Source organism: Acidiferrobacteraceae bacterium, assembly GCA_037388825.1.
GTDB lineage: Bacteria > Pseudomonadota > Gammaproteobacteria > Acidiferrobacterales > JAJDNE01 > JARRJV01.
Map to the genome: position 1 here is coordinate 1 of JARRJV010000031.1, position 16,855 is coordinate 16,855.

Here is a 16,855-nt window from a genome sequence, read left to right on the forward strand (position 1 = left end):
GGGTCTCGACCCTCGGCATCTCGTCGAGGCGCAGGATGGGAAAATCCTCGTAATCGTGTTGCTGCACACGGCCGTACTTCAGGGTGATCGAGCCCTTGAGCGCCGCCTGCAGCGCAAACACGACCGAGCTTTCCATCTGCGCGGCGACGATGTCTGGATTGATGACGATGCCGCAGTCGATCGCGACCACGACCCGCGGCACGCGGATGCGGCCGTTGCGGTCGCGGGCGATCTCCACCACCTCGGCGACATAGGTGCCGAAGGAGTAGTGCGCGGCCACGCCCAGGATGTGGCCATCGCGCCGCGCCTTGCCCCAGCCGGCCTTGTCCGCCGCCAGTTCCAGCACGCCGCGCAGGCGCGGGTCGTGCAGCAGACGCAGGCGCAGTTCCAGCGGGTCCTGTTTGCCGAGGCGGGCGAGCTCGTCGAAGAAGGTCTCCTGGGCGAAGGCATAGTAATGGTGCGACACCGAGCGCCAGGCGCCGGTGGGTACAGGCACGCGCACCGACGCAAGCTCGATGCGCACGTTGGGAATGGCATAGGGGAACTCCGGCGCGCCCGGGTGGCCGACGCCGGCGATGCGGTGCCACCAGGCAGTTGGCTTGCCCTTGCCATCGACCGCGCCTTCCATGACGTGGAAGGTATGGGGGTGGTAGAAGTCGTGCTGGGTATCTTCCGCTCGCGTCCAGGTGAGCTTCACCGGCTTGTTGATACGCGTCGCGATCTGCACCGCCTCGGCCACGTAGTCCTGTTCCAGCCGGCGGCCGAATCCGCCGCCAAGCAGGGTGGTGTGGATGTCGATCGCGTCCGATCCCTTGCCGCTGTATTGGCGCGCGCTGTCGTGCGCGCGGCTCGGGGACTGGGTTGGCACCCACACCTCGCACTTGCCATCCTGGATGCGGACGGTGCAGTTCATGGGTTCCATGGGCGCATGGGCCTGGAAGGGCAGGTCGTAACTCGCCTGGATCGTCTTCGCCCCCTTTAATGCCCGGGACACACTGCCGCGGCGGCTGGAGACATCGCCGCCGGCGCGGGCCGCCTTTTCCAGTTGCGCGCGAATCTTGTCGGTGCCGAGGTCCTTGTTCGGGCCTTCGTTCCATTCGATGGCCAGGGCCTGCGCACCCTGCATCGCGGTCCAGGTGTCTTGCGCCACCACGGCGACGGCATTGTCGATGGTGAACACCGAGTGCACGCCGGGAATCTCTTTCGCCTTTCCGTCGTCGACCTGTTTGGCACTGCCGCCGAACACCGGGCAGTGCACGGTGGTGGCGTAGAGCATGCCCGGCAAATCCATGTCGATGCCGAACATCGCGCTGCCGTCCACCTTCTGCGGGATATCCAGGCGCGGCACCGGCGTGCCGAGGATGCGGTACTCGTCCGGTGTCTTGAGGCGCACGGTTCGCGGTAGCGGCTGGGCCGCGGCGGCGAGGGCGAGTTCGCCGAAGCCCAGTTTGTCATTGGTGCCGCGGCGCACGATATGACTGTGCGCGGCATAGCACTCCTTGCGCGGCACGCGCCACTGTTTCGCCGCCGCGCTGATCAGCATCTCTTTGGCCGCGGCGCCAGCGCTGCGCAGGGTGGCCCAGCCCTTGCGGATGCTGGAACTGCCGCCGGTGAGCTGGAAGCCATAAACGGGTTCGACCGGCGCGTGCGCCACGCCGACATCCCGCCATTCAACCTCCAGCTCCTCCGCCAGGATCATGGGCATGAGCGTGTAGGGCCCCTGGCCCATTTCCGATTCGATGGTGTAGACGACGATGCGACCATCGGTGCCGATCTTGAGCCAGGCATTGGGCTGGAAGGTTTCCGTGCTGCCGATGCCGGCCGCGTGGGCGGGGAACGGGTCGTCCCAGCTCATGGCCAGGATAAGACCGGCGCCGAACACGGTCGCGCCGGTGACGGTGAGAAAGCGGCGGCGGTCGAGGCGAATCTCTTCCATGGCTCAGGTCTTCTCCTTCATGAGTTTCGCCGCCCGGTGGATGCCGGCGCGCACACGCTGATAGGTGCCGCAGCGGCAGAGCACGGGCGCCATCGCCTCGTCGATGTCGGCATCGGTCGGATTGGGCTTGTCGTGCAGCAGGGCCGCGGCGGTCAGGATCTGGCCCGATTGGCAGTAGCCGCACTGCGGGACCTGGAGATCGATCCATGCCTGCTGCACGGCCCGGCCGGGGCGGGAGGAGAGCCCCTCGATGGTGGTGATCGCCTTGCCTTTGACGGTGGAGGCCGGGACCATGCACGAGCGCATCGGCTTGCCGTCGACGTACACGATGCACGCACCGCACACCCCGACATCGCAGGCATACTTGGTGCCGGTGAGTTTCAGCCGGTCGCGCAGCACCCACAGCAGCGGCGTGTCGTCCAGAGCCCCCACTGCGTGGTCTTGCCCGTTGACGTGCAGGGTGAAACGCGCCATGTCCCTGTCCCCCATCGTTCGGAATGGAAAGGTCGTGACTGGAGCCGGGTGTAATCCGGCCGCCATTATACGCCCGGCCGCGGATCCGTTCAGGCCGGTAAATTTGCCTGCGGCAATAGACCCGTGCAAGCCGACGAGCTCGTCCAATCCAGTGGTGTGCACCAGGGGTTTGCACGAGCCGATGATTGACCTCCCTGTACGCTTCCGGCATAAACGGTACGGGTTTTACGAAAAATTATCGTTTGGCGGCGCGCCGCCAGGGACAAGAAACCCGGACACCGACAACCCAACGGGAGAGAAGAATGGAAAACGACATCAAGGAAATCGGGCTACCCCTATCGCAAAGCGCCTTCTGGATGAAGCTCGTCGGCGTGCTCATGATTATCTACGGTGTGCTGACCGCACTCAGCATCGTCGGCATCATCATCGCCTGGCTGCCTATCTGGATGGGCGTGGTCCTGTTCCAGTCGGCGTCGGCCGCTACGGAGGCGACCCGGTCCGGTGACAAGGACACCCTGGTGCGCTCGGTGGCCAAGCTCAAGACCTATTTCACCATCATGGGAATCACAACCCTGATCAGCCTCCTCCTTGTCGTGTTCGCCTTCCTCATGGGCGGCATCGGCGCCATGCTGCAGATGCAGGGCGGCGGCCACTTCTAGTCCTCGCAAACCGGTGCGCAGCAGTATGCGCACCGGTTTTTCTGGTTACCGTCATGAAGCCGGCTGGCTGGATCCACGATCTTGCATGGTTCGCCAGCGAGATTGCCTGCTATGTGGGACTTCTCGCGGGCGTGGCCATCATCCCGGGGCTCGCGCTGGCGCTCTGGTCTCTCGGTCGCGCCGGCCAGGTCCAGCCAGACTACTGGCCACTCCTGGCGGCTTGGGTCTCGTCCATCTTCCTGTTCCTCATCGGTATCGGACTGAAGAACCTAGTCTACCGGTGGGATCACAAAAAAATATAAAGACTGATCGTCCCGCCGGAACCTGGTTCGGATTCCCCTGGTTGTAACCTGCTTAATGTCGATCGACCAGAAAGTTGACGATCGCGTCGCTTAAGGCCTGCGCCTCGTCGGTGGCGAAGATATTCTGCGCATGGGCACGGCCGGGAAGCAGGATCAGCTTCTTCGGCTTCGGTGCGCGCCCGTATTGGGCGCGGATCCGGGGCGCAAGGCCCTCGTCGCGGCTGCCGATATAGAGGATCGATGCGGCCTTGAGCTGTTCCGGGTCGTTGATGGGCATGGGCGACAGCAGCACCAGCTTGTCGATCTCGCCGGGTTTGACCTCGGTCGCGGCCTGACCCGCGGCGCCGCCGCCCATGCTGCCGCCGATGACGGAGACCTTCTTCGCGCCGTGGGCATGCAGCCAGCGGATCGCGGCGAGCACGTCCTGATCCTGCGCCCCGGGATCGCTGCCGCCGTGGGAGCGGCCGTAACCGCGAAAGTTGATCGCCAGCGCGCGGAAACCGTGGGCGGCCATGCGTTGCGCCAGGGGTACCCAGCTTTCCTTGTTGAAGATCGCGCCGTGGGCAAACACGACGCCGCGGCTGCCCTTCCCGTACAGGTCGGCGTCGATGGTGCCGCCGTCGCGGGTGTGAAAGGTCACGGCGCGCGGATGTTCGCCCGCCAGGGCGTTGGCGGAACCCCATGACAGTGCGAACAACAACAACCCTTTTGCAGCGCAACCGCGCATCTGCCTGCCGACGGTTTGCATCGCTACTTCCGGGTGGTGATGGGGTCAGGGCCCAGGGCCGGATGGGATTTCGGGCGAATCATGGCAAAACTCCCTTTCGCTTCGCAGGGGCCGCAGTGCCGGTAAGAAATGGCCAGACACTGGCCCGGGTTTGCTGGTGTTATTGCCATTCGGATTCTACGGACTTGCCCGGGAGTTCGCATCAAGAATAGGTTATTGATTCCGCCTGAACGAATTGGGTTCGTTGCGGGCAGCAAGCATTTTGCCCGATTCCCCCAGCGATTGACGGGCTTTGGGCACGCCATACTTTATTAAACTAATGAGCTCCGGAATATCCGATTGCGCAGGCGATGCAGATTCCATTCAACAACCACTACGTAGAACTCGGCGAGCGCTTCTTCGTGCCGACACAACCGGCGACGGTGGAGTCGCCAACCCTCATCCGGTTCAACGAGGAACTGGCGGCGGCGCTCGGCTTCGAACCCGCCTCCCCGAATCCGGTGTCGGTGGCGGCTATCTTTTCCGGCAACGTCGTGCCGGAAGGCGCCGAGCCTTTGGCCATGGCGTATTCCGGCCACCAGTTCGGCCACTTCAATCCATCCCTGGGTGACGGGCGGGCGCTGTTGCTGGGCGAGGTCCAGGCTGCGGACGGTGGCCAGTTCGATATTCACCTCAAGGGTTCGGGACCGACACGTTTTTCACGCAACGGCGATGGGCGCGCGGCCCTGGGCCCGGTGCTGCGTGAATACCTGGTGAGCGAGGCCATGGCGAGGCTGGGCGTGCAGACCACCCGTGCCTTGGCGGCGGTGGCCACGGGCGAGGAGGTGTTTCGCGAACAACCCCTGCCGGGTGGCGTGATTACGCGCGTGGCGCGCAGCTTCGTGCGCGTGGGTACCTTTCAGCACTTCGCCATGCGTGGTGACGAAGACGCGGTGAAAAGGCTCGCGGACTTCGTGATCGAGCGACTGTACCCGGAGGCGAAGGACGCCGAACATCCTTACCGCGCCCTGCTGCGGGCGGTGGTGGACCGGCAGGCCCGGCTGATCGCGCAGTGGATGCATCTCGGCTTCATCCACGGCGTGATGAACACCGACAACATGGCCATCTCCGGCGAGACGATTGACTACGGTCCGTGCGCCTTCATGGACGAGTACCGCCACAGCCAGGTCTTCAGTTCCATCGACAAGGGCGGGCGCTATGCCTACAACCAGCAACCCGGCATCGGTCTGTGGAACCTGACTCGCTTCGCCGAATGCCTGGTGCCGCTGTTGGCGGAGCAGGGCAAGGAGGCGGTCGCCATCGCCCAGGACATCCTCAAGACCTACATCGATACCTATGAAGAGGCCTGGCTAGCGGGCATGCGCGCCAAGTGCGGCCTCACGGGTGGGGTCGACGATGCAATCCGGGACGGCGACAAGGAACTGCTGGAGGAGTTGCTGAATGTCATGGCCGACAACCACGCCGATTTCACGCTCACTTTCTTCTATCTGTCGCGAATGAGCGGACAATCGGATGCGAGCGACGCCGATCTGCGCTCGCTGTTCGACGATCCGGGCCAAATCGATCAATGGCTGCAGCAGTGGCGTGCACGACTGGGCCATGAAAAGCAGGACGATGCGGAACGCATGGCCGCCATGCAGTCGGTGAATCCGGTGTACATCCCGCGCAATCACCAGGTGGAGGCGGCAATCCGCGCGGCGGAAGATCACGGCGACTTTTCCGTGTTTCATGCCTTGCATGAGGTCTTGCAGAACCCGTTCACCGAGCAGGCGGGCAAGGAGAGCTACAGGCAGCCGCCGCAACCGGAGGAAGTTGTGCTGCAGACTTTTTGTGGAACCTAGGAGCTACGGAGGGAAAACATGGTGACGAGAAACCAGAAGGCGCCGGACTTCAGCACGCCGAACCAGGACGACGAGATTGTTCATCTGTCGGACTTTCACGGCAAGAAGAACGTGGTGCTGTATTTCTATCCCAAGGACGACACGCCCGGTTGCACCATCGAGGCGAACCAGTTCACGGAGCTGGCGAGCGATTTCGCCGCGGCCGACACCGTGGTGCTGGGCGTGAGCAAGGACTCCTGCGCCAGTCACCAGGCCTTCATCGACAAGCTCGGGCTCAAGGTCGATCTGCTGGCCGACACCTCGGGCGAGTTGTGCGATGCCTACGGCGTGTGGCAGGAGAAGGAAAAGAACGGCGAGAAGAAAATGGGCATCGTCCGCTCCACCTTCGTCATCGACAAGGACGGCGACCTGGCCGAGGCCCTGTACGGCGTGAATCCCGACGGCCACGCCCTGGCCATGCTGGAGCTGGTCAAGCGTCTCTAGGGAAGTTCCGGGCGTTGGCGGTTTCACCCGTTGACCGGTCTTTTCGTGACCGTTGGCCCGGGTGTAGGCTGGGGCCATGGACCGGTTCTACTTCATCGGCGGCGTAATCGTGGTGCTGATCGTGATCCAGCTCGCGGTACGCGCGTGGCTGAAATCCGTAGAGAAGAAATCCTCCCGGCACAGGCATTTCGGAAGGTACCGCTAGGCGCGGGAAGCGCGGGTCTGTTCAATCTTTTGACAACCATGCGGGAAAAACGAGTGCAGAATTCCCACCGACAGCCCCGAAGGCCGAAAATTAACCTACAATAGCTGGACAACAGAAAAACATGTGGGGTGCGCTCTTGCAGGAAGCCCGGAGTAGAAATGAGCGCAACAACAGATTTATCCATAAGAAAAGCCGCCTTTGAGTGGCTCGCCATGCAGGTACAGCTTCATGGGGACGTCTTGCCCCGGGCGGTGCTGGAGCAGGGTTTTGTCTTCGGTGACCAGCGGATTCCACTGCTGGGGTCCAAGGTGGTGTTTACCCCCGAGGCCCTGCGGGTTCCGCTTTCCATCCACAACATCCCGGTGGATCCGGACGATGACGGCTTTGCCGAGGATGGCGCGCTGCGCTATCCCTACTGGGGCAACGATCGAAAGAACCCGGAAAACACCGCCCTGCGCGAGGCCCATGGACAGGGGGTGCCGCTTGCGTGGTTCCATCCCGTGGTCCAGGGCAAGTACCTCGCCGTTTGGCCGGCCTATCTGGTGGAGGACGATCCCGCGTCCATGAGCTTTCGGGTCGAGTTCGAAGACACCAACTATATGGGTGCAAAGCCCGAGCCCGCGCGCCGGGCCTATCTCACGGCGGCCGTGCGGCAACGCATCCATGACCGCGCCTATCGCGAGCGGGTGTTGAATGCCTATGACCGGCAATGCGCGCTGTGCCGGCTCAGGCTCCAGGAACTGCTGGACGTTGCCCGCATCGTTCCCGATGCGGAAGGGGAGATGCAGAATTCGATCGGCAACGGCATTGCCCTGTGCAAGCTGCACCATGCCGCGTTCAATATGCATTTCCTGACGGTTCGGCCCGAGTTCGCGGTGGAGATCCGCCAGGATATCCTCGACGCGAGCGACGGACCGATGTTGCTGCACGGGCTGAAGGAGATGCACCGCAAGCGCGTCATAATGCCCAAGGAGGCCCAATGGCGGCCCAATGTGGATCTCTTGCGCCAGCGGCTGAAGTCGTTCGAGGAATCCCTGGGTTGACGGGCGAAAGAACACGGCCCGGGAACCATCCCTGATACCCGACCCGCTTGCCCCGCTACGGTTAACCGATCTTCTTGCGAACCTTCTTTGACGTGCGCTTGGTCTGCTTCTCCTTGGCGGCCACCGCCTTCGCCGCTTCCTTCTTCTGGTGCGGATCTATCGCGTTCGACCTATTTGGTCCGTACACTCTGTGACACACAGCTCCGCACCCGCGTGGAAACGCCATGTCACGACGGAAACGGTACATTGCCTGGCTTTCGGGAATCATTGTCCTGCTGGCGCTGGCCTACGCAGGCTCGCCGTGGATTGCGGCCCATATCGTAAAGCGGGAGCTCTCCGCGTGGGATCTGCAGGACATTCAGGTTCGCGCCGGTTATCCGGGTCTGCACGCGCTCAGACTCCACAGGATTCAGTTCACCACCACGGTTGGCGGCCAGAAGATTGCGTTCCAGTTGAACGGCGTGGAGATCTCGTACCGGCTAGGCGAGATTCTGTCGGGAAGGCTGGAACGGATCCGGGTACCCGGTGCCACCGCCCACGTCGTCCCCGTTTCGGGCACGGAGCAGGTAGCACCCGTTTCCGGTGAACTGGCGTCGGGGGCGCGGAACCTTGCGGCGATACTTTCGGGCCAGTGGCTGGCGCAGTTTCCGGTTCGTGAAGTGGCGCTCGAGCAATTGGTCGTCGACGGGCGCGCGCCTTCGGATGTGCGGTATGGTGCCCGGCTGCATGGCAGCATCCGCCAAGGCCAGGCCAATGCAAGCGGGATCATAGAACTACCGGCGCGATCCACATCGATTGTGGTTGCTTTCTCCGCGCGCAAGAACGGCGAAACGAAGCTGTCTCTTGCTCCTGGTACGGCGGAGCCGATTTTGCAGTGGACCATTGATCCGGTCGCACTGGATGAACGGCCAGTACGGGTCGCCGGCGCACTACGCGTGCGCCTTCACGGTCTGCTGTCCGTACTTCAACCCTGGTTTGCTGGCACGGACTGGCCGTCACAGGTGGACGGGGATCTGAATGCCAAATGGCAGGTGGTGTTGCCTGCCGCTTCCGGAAAGCCCATCGACCTGTCCGTACACGTGGCCGGAGCGGAGGGTAGCTATCGGAAGATCGCGCTGGCCGGCGTCGACGCCGACGTGGCTCTGGCCGTGGATGGAGGCGTGCGCACGTCAACGGATGCGCAGCTCAAGGTCGGCCTTCTCGATGTGGGTATTCCGATCAGGAATCTCGAACTGCGATGTGCGCTTTTGTTGCGCGCCGAAGCTCGGTCCCCCGTGGTGCGCGTCAAGAAGGCCAGCGCCGAACTGCTCGGCGGTCGCGCGCGCAGCGAGCCATTCGACCTGGATTTCGCAAGGCCGAAAAACCGTTTCGTGGTCAAACTGGAAGGCCTAAGCCTGCACGACATTATGGAACTGGAACGGCAGGAGGGCCTGGAGGGTACGGGGATCCTGGACGGACAACTGCCGGTCGCAATCAGCGGAGCCGGCATACGGGTAGAGCAGGGCAGGCTCAGCGCCCGCGCGCCGGGCGGGCAGATCCGCTACCGGCCGACGGAGAAGGTGGGCGCCATGGCGAAAAGCAATCCCAGCCTGAAGCTGGTCGTCGATGCCCTGTCCAACTTTCAGTATCAGAAGCTGGAGGCGACCGCGAACTACCAGCCTGACGGCAACCTTGGTGTACAGGTGCGCCTGGAGGGCAAGAACCCGGGGTGGCAGTCAGGGCGCCGGTGCATCTCAACCTGAACGTGGACGAAAACATCCCCGCCTTGCTGCGCAGCCTGCAAAGGGGCGGCGAAATCACCGAGCGTGTACGCCAAGTGGATACCGCACGGGCAACGGTGCTAAGCTGAATTCCACCAGATCGTTTCAGGGATGCCACTATGCGAATCGCTTTGACCCGGATTTCCTGCCTGACCGCTATGGCCTTGTTCGCGATAGCGTGTACACCGCGGGTTGAGGTTGTTGCACCCAAGGAACCGATTACGATCAATCTCAATGTCAAGATCGAACACGAGATCCGCGTCAAGGTGGACAAGGAACTGGACGAGGTGTTCAGCAAAGACAAAGGGCTGTTCTAGCCAGGAGGAGTACCCGCAATGCGCAATCGCCTGTCGCTACGATTTCTTGTGATCTCGGCACTGCTGCTCGGTCTCGCCGGGATGGGCTGGTCCACGCCGAGCTGGGCGATCAGCCTGCACGAAGCGAAGGCGCAGGGGCTGGTGGGCGAGCAGCCCGACGGCTACCTGGGTCTCGTCAAGGGGAGCGCCTCCGCCGATGTGAAGGCGATGATGAAGCGTATCAATGCCGCACGACGGCAGGAGTACCAGGCAATCGCCAAGCGCAACGGCACGGAACTCAACGTGGTCGAGGCGCTGGCGGGGAAGAAGGCCATCGAGCGGACCCCGGCGGGGGAATACGTCAAGCTGCCTTCGGGGAAGTGGGTGAAGAAATAGAACACGGCCCGGGAACCATTCCTTATCCCCGGGCCGCTTGCCCCACTACGGCTAACCGATCTTCTTGCGAACCTTTTTTGCGGTGCGCTTGGCCTGCTTCATGCCGCGTGCCAGGGTCTTGTCCGCCTGCAGCACCATGCGCTGCGTGGCCTTGGTGGCGTTGCGGAACTGCCGCGAGCCGGTGAGCTTCTTGCGCGCCGATTCCAGTTCCTTGCGCACGCGCTTGCGCGCGTCCTGGGCCAGTTTCTTCGCCGGCCGGGTCTTCGCCCGGGTGACGCGTGCCGCTTCCTTCGCCACCTGTTTTTCCTTGGCCGCCACGTTTCTGGCCGCCTCCTTGAGTTCCTTTTCCGCGGTGTTGACTGCGTGTTCCACCGCCTTGCGCCATTCGGCCAGGGCCTTCACCGTTGTTTTTTCGGCGGCCGTAGCCTTTTTCAGGGCGGTCGCGGCAGTCTGGGCCGCGGCGGAGCGCTTCGATCTTGCCATGATACGGTTCCTCCATTCGTTTCACGCCCAAAATTACCACGTGGGTTCAGGCGCAAACTTTGATCTGGGTCGCGTAGGAACGGGGGGGTCCGGTGAGGCCGAATTTCCGCCCGGATTGCATATTAGGAGAGGCTAAATTGCGGCGGTGGAGGCAGCTCGGAAGCGCGCGGGGGCAAAACAGCCGATTTTCCGCCGGCAGAAAAAAGTCGTCGCGGCGTGATACTTTTGCGATATTTGTTGACTAATAATACGGTCCTCGGTCAAAGCATGGACCGAACCCCCGGTGGCCCCGGTGCGCAAGCAGCTACGGTCGCCGACGGCTATCACCTCTAGTTGAACCTAAGGAGATCATTATGACCACCCGTAGAAAATTTGCTGCCGCCGCTCTGGCAACCGCTGCCGCCGCGATGTTTGCCATGGCACCCATCGGCGCCGCTCATGCCTCGGAGGCAAAAGTGAAGTGCTTTGGCGCGAACTCCTGCGCCGGCAAGAACGACTGCAAGACCGCCAACAATGCGTGCAAGGGCCACGGTGCCTGCAAGGGCCAGGGCTTCCTCAAGATGAGCAAGGAGCAGTGCGACAAGGTCGGTGGATCTGTCGGCAAGCCGAAGAAGTAATCGGGCTTTAGGAAAGTACCGGCGCCTGCTGTCGGCGGGCGTCGGTGTTTCCCCACCGGAGTCAGCAATGAAAAAATCGCAGACCAACGAGCGACCCTATCTCGGATACGGACTGGGTCTGCGCAAGGATCACTACGAAGATGTCCTGAACGAGCGGCCGGCAGTCGACTGGTTCGAGATCATCTCCGAGAATTACATGGTGGACGGCGGCAAGCCGCTTCACTACCTGTCGCGTATCCGCGAGCACTATCCCATGGTGATGCACGGCGTCTCCATGTCCATCGGCGGCACCGCGGAACTGGACCTCAACTACATGTCGCGCCTGAAACAGTTGATCGCGCACGTGGAGCCGGAATGGTTTTCCGACCACCTGTGCTGGACCGGGGTCGATGGAATCAATCTGCATGACCTGATGCCCTTGCCCTACACCGAGGAGGCGTTGCAGCACGTGGCCGACCGCGTCAGCTGGGTGCAGGACTACATGGGGCGCCAGATGCTGCTGGAGAATGTCTCCAGCTACGTACGCTACAGCGCCTCGCAACTGAGCGAATGGGAATTCCTGCGCGAGGTCGCCGATCGGGCCGACTGCCGCATTTTGCTGGACATCAACAACATCTACGTCAGTGCATTCAATCATCGATTCGATCCGCTGGAATACCTGGACGCGATGCCGTCGGAGCGCATCTACCAGTTTCATCTCGCCGGCCACACCCACGAGGAAGATGTGATCATCGACACCCACGACCATCCGATCGCCGATCCCGTGTACGAGCTGTATGCCGAGGCGGTGCGTCGCTTCGGGCGCGTCTCCACCATGATCGAGCGTGACGACAACATCCCGCCGCTGCCAGAACTGCTGGCCGAGCTCGAAGAAGTAAAACGCATCGGTGAGCGCGAACTCGAGGGGCAGTTGGCATGAGCCGCCTCGCCGATCTGCAGCATTCCTTTCAGGATTATGTGCTGGCCGACAGCGAGCCTCCCTTGCCGGAGTGGGTCAGCGCCGACGGGCGCGCCGCGCCCCGGCGACAATTGTCGGTCTACTCCAATGCCTATCGTGTGCGGCTGAAGGAAGTGTTGGGCCAGGACTATGAGGCGGTCTGGACGGCCCTCGGCGACGAGGGATTCGACCGGCTCACCGATCAGTACATCGATGCCCATCCTTCGCGCCGTTTCACCTTGCGAGACTTCGGGCGCGTGTTGCCCGCCTTTCTGCAGACCACGCCGGAATACCGGGAGTACGAGTGGCTGCACGAGCTGGCCGAATTCGAATCCCTGTTGATCGACGCCTTTGACGCCGCCGATGCATCGCTGCTGCGCGAAGAAGACATGGCCGGCCTGCCACCGGAGGCCTGGTCGAGCGCCAGCTTGATCGTGCATCCATCGGTGCGCCGCCTGGACAGTTGCTGGGATGCGCCGCGCCTGTGGCAGGTGCTGACCAGCGACAACCCATCGGAAATCATTCCCGCCCGTTCGGAGCCGGTGCCGTGGCTGATCTGGCGCCGCGAGCTCACCACCCAGTTCCGGTCCATGTCGCTCGACGAACAGGTGGCCTTCGACGCCATGGTGGACGGGGCCAGCCTGGATCAGGTTTGCGTCGCGCTCGGGACACGAATATCGGAGGAGGAAGTCCCGCTTCGGTTTGCCTCATTGCTCAAGGGCTGGATCGCCGAGGAAATCGTCAGCGGAATCGGGTAGGGCGATGGTTCCCGGCGGTCGGGGAGCCGCCGGGAACGATGGCCCCTTATGCGAGTCGAAGACCGACACGCACCGCGCAAATCATTCGCCGCCGGGGGAAAGAGTGCTTCCCGATGCGGCCCGTGGGACCAGTACACATGGCGCAATCCCTGCTCGTGGTTGAGGACAATCCGGACATCGCCCATCTCATCAAGCTGCACCTGGGTGATGCCGGCTATGGCGTGCAGCTGGCCGGGGACGGCCGTTCCGCCATGGCGGCGATGCAGGGCCACAAGTTCGATCTGTTGATTCTGGACCTGATGCTGCCGGACGTGGACGGCCTCGACCTGTGCCGTCGCATCCGCGCCGATTCCGACTACGTGCCCATTCTCATGCTCACGTCGAAATCGTCCGAGGTCGATCGCGTGCTGGGACTGGAAACGGGTGCGGACGACTACCTTACCAAACCCTTCAGCGTTATCGAGTTGCTGGCCCGGGTAAAGGCGATCCTGCGCCGCATCGAGGTCATGAGCCAGGGCAACGGTTCGGCGACGGCGGAAGATCGGTTCCAGGTCGGCAACATCACCATCGACCGGACCCGTCGTCGCGCGCACCTGGCCGGTGAGCCCCTGGACCTCACGGCGCGGGAGTTTGATCTCCTGTGCCATTTCACGCGCCACCCGGGACAGGTATTCACCCGCGCACAGCTGCTGGACAGCGTCTGGGGCCACAGCCACGATGGCTACGAACACACCGTGAACTCCCACATCAATCGCCTGCGCGCCAAGCTGGAGAAGAACCCGGCCAAGCCCCGCTATCTGCTCACCGTCTGGGGTGTGGGTTACAAGCTGGCCGAACCGCGCGAACAACCCGAAGAAGAGGTGCCCGATCGTGGTCACGCTGTATAGCAAGCTGGTCGCCGCACTGCTGGGCCTGTTCGCGATCGTGGTGTTGCTGTGCATCTACACCATGCCGCGAACCTACCAGATGTACCAGCAGGAGGTGAGCCAGAAACTGAACCGGGACCTGGCCGCCCATCTGACGAAGGATCGCAACCTGATTTCCAACGGCATCGTGAACAAGCAGGCCCTGGAGGAGATCTTCCATATGTACATGGAAGTGAATCCCAGCATCGAGATCTATTTGCTGGATCACACCGGCAAGATTCTTGCCTACTCGGCGCCGGCGGGTACGGTGAAGGAGGAGTCGGTGAGCCTGAAGCCGATCGGTGAGTTTCTCAGCAAGGACAGGGCATTTCCCATTACCGGCGACAACCCCCGCCATCCCGGCTCGCGCAAGGCCTTCAGTGTTGCCCCCATCACGCGCAATCACGAGCTGCAGGGATACTTATATATAATCCTCGGCGGCGATCGCTACGACAGTGCCGCCGGCATGATCTCGGGTAGTTACATCCTGAAGAACAGTTTCTGGGCCGGTACCGCGGCCCTCGGGGTGTTGCTGACCCTGGGTCTGTTACTGTTTGCCCTGCTCACACGACGCCTGACCCGGCTAACCCGCGTGCTGGAGCGCTTCGGCAAGAGCGACTTCAACGAACCGGTGACCTTCCCCGCGAATCAGGGCGCGTTCCGGGATGAAATCGATCGCCTGGGGGCTACCTTCAACCAGATGGCGGATCGTATCATCGACCAGGTCGGACGCCTGAAGAGCAACGACAACCTGCGGCGGGAACTGGTGGCCAATGTGTCCCACGACCTGCGTACGCCGCTTGCCTCCTTGCAGGGCTACCTCGAGACCCTGTTAATCAAGGACACCACGCTCAGCCCGCAGGAGAAGCAGCAGTATTTGCAGATAGCCATCAAACACAGTCAGCGCCTGAGCCGGCTGGTGGCGGACCTTTTTGAATTGGCAAAACTGGATGCCCATGAGATCAAACCGCACTTCGAGCGTTTCTCCCTCGGCGATCTGTTGCAGGATGTGATTATGAAGTTCAAGCTGGCTGCGGAAGAAAAAGGCGTATCCGTGGAGGCGAGGGTAGATCCGGAGGTGCAGTTCGTACTTGCCGACATCGGCCTGGTGGAACGGGTACTCGACAATCTGATCGACAACGCCCTGCGCTACACCCCGGCGGGGGGGCGGGTCTCCATCGAAGTCGAGCCCCTGGAGGAACACATCCGGGTGCGTGTGCGCGATACGGGTTCGGGCATCCCGGCGGACAACCTGCCCCACATCTTCGACCGCTTCTATCGCTATCGCGGAACCGGCGACGAGTCCTTCGACGGCGCGGGTCTGGGCCTGGCCATCACCAAGCGCATCGTCGAACTGCACGGCAGCACGATCGAGGCGAAGAGCGAGCCCAATGCCGGCACCACGTTCAGCTTCAGCTTGCCTCTGACCAATGCGGCCTGAGCCTCGATGGTGCGGCGCCTCATCCACCTGATCCCGTTCCTGTGCCTGCTGGCACTTGCGCCGGCCGAGGCGAAGACCGGTTGTGGTACCGATGGCGTGTGGCTGCAGGTGCTGGGCTCCGGCGGACCGGAGCTGGACGACGGTCGTGCCTCCACCGGCTATGTGATCTGGCGCGATGGCAAGGCGCGTGTGCTGGTGGACCTGGGCGGCGGCAGCATGGACCGCTTCGAACAGAGCGGGGCGTCGGTCAACGACCTGGATCTGATCCTGCTTTCCCATTTGCATGTGGATCACAGCGCCGACCTGCCGGTGTTGGTGAAGGCCTCTTTCTTCAGCGACCGGGATCGCGACCTTCCCCTCTATGGACCGACGGGCAACCGGGTCATGCCGTCGACGACGGAATTCGTCGATGGCCTGTTTGGTGCCAAAGGCGTTTACCGCTACCTGAATCGTTTTCTCACCGGCGATGCCGCCTACCGGTTGGTGCCTCATGATGTCGATGCGACCAGGCAAAAGCCCCGGGTCATTCTTGCCGATTCACGCTATCGCGTGAGCGCCGTGGCGGTGCACCACGGGCCGATCCCGGCCCTGGCCTGGCGCGTGGAAATCGGTGGCAAGAGCGTGGTGTTCAGCGGAGATATGAATGGGGACTACGGAACCCTTGCCGTGCTTGCGCGCAACGCGGACCTGCTGGTAGCCCATCATGCGATTCCGGAAGGGGCGACGGGTGTGGCGCGGGACCTGCACATGCCGCCGTCGGTCATCGGTCGCGTCGCCGCCAGGGCCCGGGTGCGGCAACTCGTGCTATCGCACCGTATGAACCGAACCCTGGGACGGGAGCCGGAGAGTACGCGATGGATTCGCCGCGACTACCAGGGGCCACTGGTGTACGCCGACGACCTGCAGTGCTTTCGGCCGTAGGGCCTATTGGGCTCAGGCGATCTTCTCGACGATCTCGGCCAGGGAATGGGCCGGTACGGTTTCGTCGTTGAGGTCGTCGCCCAGCAGTCCACCAAGGTTGCTGGTCGAGAACATCCCAGTGATTTGTTGCTTACCCGTGGCTGGATCGATGGTCGCCACCAGGGCGTGTTGGCGCTCAAGCATACGCAGGGTGGTGACGATGTCGCCGACCTTCTTTTCTTGCACCCGCGCGGCATCGAGTACCTGGATGCGGGATTGGGGTGTCATGATGTCCTGAACCGTGATGGAGGAACGCGGCGTGCGGGTCTCCTCAGTGATCTTAATGGGCCGCTCGCCGAGGATATCGCGTGAGGTAATGAGTCCGATGACCTCTTCCACCTCGTTGACCACGAACAGCAGTCGTACGGCGGAGGTCCTCATCTTCGTCAGCGCAAGATCGATGGGCGTTTCCGGATCGATGGTGACCGGCGTCACGGTGGCGAAGTCCGTCATGACCGCGGTCGCGGGGCTGTCCATGTGCACAATGGTCAGCGGTTTGGTCCGGGGTCCGAAGCCGGTGCCCGGCTGCAAGGGGAGACCTGGCAAGAGTGCATAGGGAGAGTTCATCGCGTACCTCCACTGGTGTTTTTTTCAGCCCGGTGTTCATGGTACGCCCGTCATGCCGCGAGGCC

21 protein-coding genes are annotated in these 16,855 nt (G+C 62.7%); 15 read left to right on the forward strand and 6 right to left on the reverse strand.

Translation table 11 applies throughout. From position 1 onward, the window contains the following. Together P8X48_07425 and P8X48_07430 are read right to left on the reverse strand one after the other, a co-directional pair. Positions 1 to 1,936: molybdopterin-dependent oxidoreductase (locus P8X48_07425; protein ID MEJ2107142.1), on the reverse strand; the 1,936-nt coding region annotated here is incomplete at its 3' end. 3 nt (positions 1,937 to 1,939) lie between these two features. Continuing rightward, positions 1,940 to 2,410 carry a (2Fe-2S)-binding protein gene (locus P8X48_07430; protein ID MEJ2107143.1) on the reverse strand — a complete coding sequence of 157 codons (471 nt, stop codon included), beginning with the start codon at positions 2,408 to 2,410 and terminating at the stop codon, positions 1,940 to 1,942. A gap of 302 nt (positions 2,411 to 2,712) precedes the next feature. Between P8X48_07430 and P8X48_07435 the strand changes: the two genes are divergently transcribed. Further along, positions 2,713 to 3,069 carry a DUF5362 domain-containing protein gene (locus P8X48_07435; protein MEJ2107144.1) on the forward strand — a complete coding sequence of 119 codons (357 nt, stop codon included), beginning with the start codon at positions 2,713 to 2,715 and terminating at the stop codon, positions 3,067 to 3,069. Between the two features lie 53 nt (positions 3,070 to 3,122). Further along, a complete protein-coding gene (locus P8X48_07440; GenBank protein MEJ2107145.1) occupies positions 3,123 to 3,371 on the forward strand; it encodes a hypothetical protein in 249 nt (82 codons plus the stop codon). A gap of 52 nt (positions 3,372 to 3,423) precedes the next feature. On the opposite strand, the gene P8X48_07445 is transcribed toward P8X48_07440, so the two are convergent. Beyond that, positions 3,424 to 4,119, reverse strand: coding sequence for an alpha/beta fold hydrolase (locus P8X48_07445; protein ID MEJ2107146.1), 696 nt, complete (start codon positions 4,117 to 4,119; stop codon positions 3,424 to 3,426). Between the two features lie 329 nt (positions 4,120 to 4,448). Here P8X48_07445 and P8X48_07450 point away from each other — a divergent pair, with 329 nt between their 5' ends. The 4 genes from P8X48_07450 (at position 4,449) to P8X48_07465 (ending at position 7,670) form a co-directional block, all read left to right on the forward strand. Further along, complete coding sequence (locus P8X48_07450) at positions 4,449 to 5,939, forward strand: YdiU family protein (GenBank protein ID MEJ2107147.1); 1,491 nt, start codon at positions 4,449 to 4,451, stop codon at positions 5,937 to 5,939. A gap of 18 nt (positions 5,940 to 5,957) precedes the next feature. Next, on the forward strand, positions 5,958 to 6,422 hold the full coding sequence (locus P8X48_07455; protein MEJ2107148.1) for a peroxiredoxin: 465 nt from the start codon (positions 5,958 to 5,960) through the stop codon (positions 6,420 to 6,422). A 76-nt stretch (positions 6,423 to 6,498) separates the two neighbouring features. Next, complete coding sequence (locus P8X48_07460) at positions 6,499 to 6,627, forward strand: hypothetical protein (protein ID MEJ2107149.1); 129 nt, start codon at positions 6,499 to 6,501, stop codon at positions 6,625 to 6,627. 158 nt (positions 6,628 to 6,785) lie between these two features. Then, positions 6,786 to 7,670 carry a hypothetical protein gene (locus P8X48_07465; protein ID MEJ2107150.1) on the forward strand — a complete coding sequence of 295 codons (885 nt, stop codon included), beginning with the start codon at positions 6,786 to 6,788 and terminating at the stop codon, positions 7,668 to 7,670. A gap of 61 nt (positions 7,671 to 7,731) precedes the next feature. Here P8X48_07465 and P8X48_07470 read toward each other — a convergent pair whose 3' ends face one another. Beyond that, positions 7,732 to 7,857, reverse strand: a complete 126-nt coding sequence (locus tag P8X48_07470; protein ID MEJ2107151.1) for a hypothetical protein — start codon at positions 7,855 to 7,857, stop codon at positions 7,732 to 7,734. Between the two features lie 37 nt (positions 7,858 to 7,894). Between P8X48_07470 and P8X48_07475 the strand changes: the two genes are divergently transcribed. From P8X48_07475 to P8X48_07485, 3 genes are all read left to right on the forward strand, one after another. Next, positions 7,895 to 9,412: a YdbH domain-containing protein gene (locus P8X48_07475; protein MEJ2107152.1), complete on the forward strand. Its 1,518-nt coding sequence runs from the start codon at positions 7,895 to 7,897 to the stop codon at positions 9,410 to 9,412. A 137-nt stretch (positions 9,413 to 9,549) separates the two neighbouring features. After that, a complete protein-coding gene (locus P8X48_07480; protein MEJ2107153.1) occupies positions 9,550 to 9,747 on the forward strand; it encodes a YnbE family lipoprotein in 198 nt (65 codons plus the stop codon). A gap of 18 nt (positions 9,748 to 9,765) precedes the next feature. After that, positions 9,766 to 10,122: a YdbL family protein gene (locus P8X48_07485; protein ID MEJ2107154.1), complete on the forward strand. Its 357-nt coding sequence runs from the start codon at positions 9,766 to 9,768 to the stop codon at positions 10,120 to 10,122. Positions 10,123 to 10,173: 51 nt separating this feature from the next. Here P8X48_07485 and P8X48_07490 read toward each other — a convergent pair whose 3' ends face one another. Beyond that, positions 10,174 to 10,605 (reverse strand): hypothetical protein, encoded by a 432-nt coding sequence (locus P8X48_07490; GenBank protein ID MEJ2107155.1) that lies wholly within the window; start codon positions 10,603 to 10,605, stop codon positions 10,174 to 10,176. A gap of 353 nt (positions 10,606 to 10,958) precedes the next feature. On the opposite strand from P8X48_07490, the gene P8X48_07495 reads away from it, so the two are divergent. The 6 genes from P8X48_07495 to P8X48_07520 all read left to right on the forward strand — a co-directional run bounded on the left by P8X48_07495 (position 10,959) and on the right by P8X48_07520 (position 16,184). Further along, positions 10,959 to 11,222, forward strand: coding sequence for a hypothetical protein (locus P8X48_07495; protein ID MEJ2107156.1), 264 nt, complete (start codon positions 10,959 to 10,961; stop codon positions 11,220 to 11,222). A 67-nt stretch (positions 11,223 to 11,289) separates the two neighbouring features. Continuing rightward, positions 11,290 to 12,141 carry a DUF692 domain-containing protein gene (locus tag P8X48_07500; protein ID MEJ2107157.1) on the forward strand — a complete coding sequence of 284 codons (852 nt, stop codon included), beginning with the start codon at positions 11,290 to 11,292 and terminating at the stop codon, positions 12,139 to 12,141. Further along, complete coding sequence (locus P8X48_07505; GenBank protein ID MEJ2107158.1) at positions 12,138 to 12,917, forward strand: DNA-binding domain-containing protein; 780 nt, start codon at positions 12,138 to 12,140, stop codon at positions 12,915 to 12,917. Before P8X48_07500 ends, P8X48_07505 begins: the two co-directional genes overlap by 4 nt. 137 nt (positions 12,918 to 13,054) lie before the next feature. Next, positions 13,055 to 13,804 (forward strand): response regulator transcription factor, encoded by a 750-nt coding sequence (locus tag P8X48_07510; GenBank protein MEJ2107159.1) that lies wholly within the window; start codon positions 13,055 to 13,057, stop codon positions 13,802 to 13,804. Continuing rightward, positions 13,788 to 15,263 (forward strand): ATP-binding protein, encoded by a 1,476-nt coding sequence (locus P8X48_07515; protein MEJ2107160.1) that lies wholly within the window; start codon positions 13,788 to 13,790, stop codon positions 15,261 to 15,263. Before P8X48_07510 ends, P8X48_07515 begins: the two co-directional genes overlap by 17 nt. A 6-nt stretch (positions 15,264 to 15,269) precedes the next feature. After that, positions 15,270 to 16,184, forward strand: a complete 915-nt coding sequence (locus tag P8X48_07520; protein ID MEJ2107161.1) for an MBL fold metallo-hydrolase — start codon at positions 15,270 to 15,272, stop codon at positions 16,182 to 16,184. A 12-nt stretch (positions 16,185 to 16,196) separates the two neighbouring features. Here the strand turns inward: P8X48_07520 and P8X48_07525 are convergent, their stop codons facing one another. After that, complete coding sequence (locus tag P8X48_07525; GenBank protein ID MEJ2107162.1) at positions 16,197 to 16,790, reverse strand: CBS domain-containing protein; 594 nt, start codon at positions 16,788 to 16,790, stop codon at positions 16,197 to 16,199. Positions 16,791 to 16,855: the final 65 nt, after the last annotated feature.

Coding starts and splice junctions, on each gene's coding strand:
- P8X48_07430 (MEJ2107143.1), bottom strand. CDS start 2,410: ATGGCGCGTTTCACCCTGCACGTCAACGGGCAAGACCACGCAGTGGGG.
- P8X48_07435 (MEJ2107144.1), top strand. CDS start 2,713: ATGGAAAACGACATCAAGGAAATCGGGCTACCCCTATCGCAAAGCGCC.
- P8X48_07440 (MEJ2107145.1), top strand. CDS start 3,123: ATGAAGCCGGCTGGCTGGATCCACGATCTTGCATGGTTCGCCAGCGAG.
- P8X48_07445 (MEJ2107146.1), bottom strand. CDS start 4,119: ATGCAAACCGTCGGCAGGCAGATGCGCGGTTGCGCTGCAAAAGGGTTG.
- P8X48_07450 (MEJ2107147.1), top strand. CDS start 4,449: ATGCAGATTCCATTCAACAACCACTACGTAGAACTCGGCGAGCGCTTC.
- P8X48_07455 (MEJ2107148.1), top strand. CDS start 5,958: ATGGTGACGAGAAACCAGAAGGCGCCGGACTTCAGCACGCCGAACCAG.
- P8X48_07460 (MEJ2107149.1), top strand. CDS start 6,499: ATGGACCGGTTCTACTTCATCGGCGGCGTAATCGTGGTGCTGATCGTG.
- P8X48_07465 (MEJ2107150.1), top strand. CDS start 6,786: ATGAGCGCAACAACAGATTTATCCATAAGAAAAGCCGCCTTTGAGTGG.
- P8X48_07475 (MEJ2107152.1), top strand. CDS start 7,895: ATGTCACGACGGAAACGGTACATTGCCTGGCTTTCGGGAATCATTGTC.
- P8X48_07480 (MEJ2107153.1), top strand. CDS start 9,550: ATGCGAATCGCTTTGACCCGGATTTCCTGCCTGACCGCTATGGCCTTG.
- P8X48_07485 (MEJ2107154.1), top strand. CDS start 9,766: ATGCGCAATCGCCTGTCGCTACGATTTCTTGTGATCTCGGCACTGCTG.
- P8X48_07490 (MEJ2107155.1), bottom strand. CDS start 10,605: ATGGCAAGATCGAAGCGCTCCGCCGCGGCCCAGACTGCCGCGACCGCC.
- P8X48_07495 (MEJ2107156.1), top strand. CDS start 10,959: ATGACCACCCGTAGAAAATTTGCTGCCGCCGCTCTGGCAACCGCTGCC.
- P8X48_07500 (MEJ2107157.1), top strand. CDS start 11,290: ATGAAAAAATCGCAGACCAACGAGCGACCCTATCTCGGATACGGACTG.
- P8X48_07505 (MEJ2107158.1), top strand. CDS start 12,138: ATGAGCCGCCTCGCCGATCTGCAGCATTCCTTTCAGGATTATGTGCTG.
- P8X48_07510 (MEJ2107159.1), top strand. CDS start 13,055: ATGGCGCAATCCCTGCTCGTGGTTGAGGACAATCCGGACATCGCCCAT.
- P8X48_07520 (MEJ2107161.1), top strand. CDS start 15,270: ATGGTGCGGCGCCTCATCCACCTGATCCCGTTCCTGTGCCTGCTGGCA.
- P8X48_07525 (MEJ2107162.1), bottom strand. CDS start 16,790: ATGAACTCTCCCTATGCACTCTTGCCAGGTCTCCCCTTGCAGCCGGGC.